Below are 1,123 nucleotides of genomic sequence, written 5' to 3' on the forward strand. Positions count from 1 at the left end.
ATACCCCAGCTGCCTAGCCGCTACGCCCACCCCTCAAAAGAAAGGGGGGTGCTATTATGACACAGTCTGGAAAACGGGAATCCAGGAAACCCTCTACCGGCGCTAATTTCATGGGCAATATCTGCTTTATTTTTCTAATGCGTTTGCCCTGTAATGATAATGCCTTGATAAATGTCAATAGATATGCTATAGTTAAACTATGAGCGTGATAGCGATTCCAGAGGTGTTAAGAAAGAAGCTCGGCGATGACGGCGTGGAAGCCTTTGTCAAGGTCATTAACGAGTCAGAGGAAAATTTACGTAAAGATTTGGCTACGAGAGATGATATCACAAGACTCGAAATTAAAATAGAATCGTCTAAATCCGACATCATCAAATGGGTAGCGGCTATGCTTGTGGCGCAGGCCAGCTTAATGGCCGTCATGTTCAGGCTGCTAGGACTTCTTAAATAATCGCTATGTAATTCCCACAGTTGCTTCCTGCCCCAAAATAAATTAGTTCAACCAGCTAAAAAATTTAAAATAATGTTGACAATGCTTTTTTATTACTATATAATAGTCGCTTCTATGGACAATAGATGCCCGTAGACAGGACGTTGTTGAAAAATCTGGCGATAACGTATGATATATGTGATACAATGATAGATGCAGTGGCCTTACGCTACGGAGAGGTACCCGAGTGGCCAAAGGGGACGGGCTGTAAACCCGTTGGCTCCGCCTTCGGAGGTTCGAATCCTCCCCTCTCCACCATTTATTTTGCCGCCGCTTATCAGTTTACGGCAGGTTATTGCGCGGGAGTAGCTCAGTGGTAGAGCGTCAGCCTTCCAAGCTGAGGGTCGCGGGTTCGAATCCCGTTTCCCGCTCCATATATGACGGGTGCCCGTCATAATATGGCTGCCCTGAAAATATTACGCTATGCCCATGTAGCTCAGTCGGCAGAGCACATCCTTGGTAAGGATGAGGTCACCGGTTCGATTCCGGTCATGGGCTTATAGTAAGTTAAAAATATATTGGACATTAACAGGCTTCTAACGTAAGGAGGACAGACAATGGCAAAGACCAAATTTGAGAGGACAAAGCCGCATGTAAACGTGGGTACAATTGGGCACGTTGACCATGGCAAGA

At 45.8% G+C, this 1,123-nt stretch carries 1 protein-coding gene, 3 tRNA genes and 1 pseudogene; all 5 read left to right on the forward strand.

Annotated elements, in window-relative coordinates:
- Positions 1 to 199 precede the first annotated feature (199 nt).
- Positions 200 to 451, forward strand: coding sequence for an LA_3696 family protein (locus ASN18_RS06565; protein ID WP_085051945.1), 252 nt, complete (start codon positions 200 to 202; stop codon positions 449 to 451).
- A 212-nt stretch (positions 452 to 663) separates the two neighbouring features.
- Positions 664 to 748: transfer RNA gene (locus ASN18_RS06570), tRNA-Tyr, on the forward strand.
- 41 nt (positions 749 to 789) lie between these two features.
- Positions 790 to 864: transfer RNA gene (locus ASN18_RS06575), tRNA-Gly, on the forward strand.
- Between the two features lie 51 nt (positions 865 to 915).
- Positions 916 to 988: transfer RNA gene (locus ASN18_RS06580), tRNA-Thr, on the forward strand.
- Between the two features lie 59 nt (positions 989 to 1,047).
- A pseudogene (locus tag ASN18_RS06585) lies at positions 1,048 to 1,123 on the forward strand (GTP-binding protein); the annotation flags it as partial.

The organism is Candidatus Magnetominusculus xianensis, assembly GCA_001541255.1.
GTDB lineage: Bacteria > Nitrospirota > Thermodesulfovibrionia > Thermodesulfovibrionales > Magnetobacteriaceae > Magnetominusculus > Magnetominusculus xianensis.

What these genes read in the sequence shown, in the direction of transcription:
- ASN18_RS06565 (WP_085051945.1), top strand. Translation starts at nt 200, where the DNA reads ATGAGCGTGATAGCGATTCCAGAGGTGTTAAGAAAGAAGCTCGGCGAT.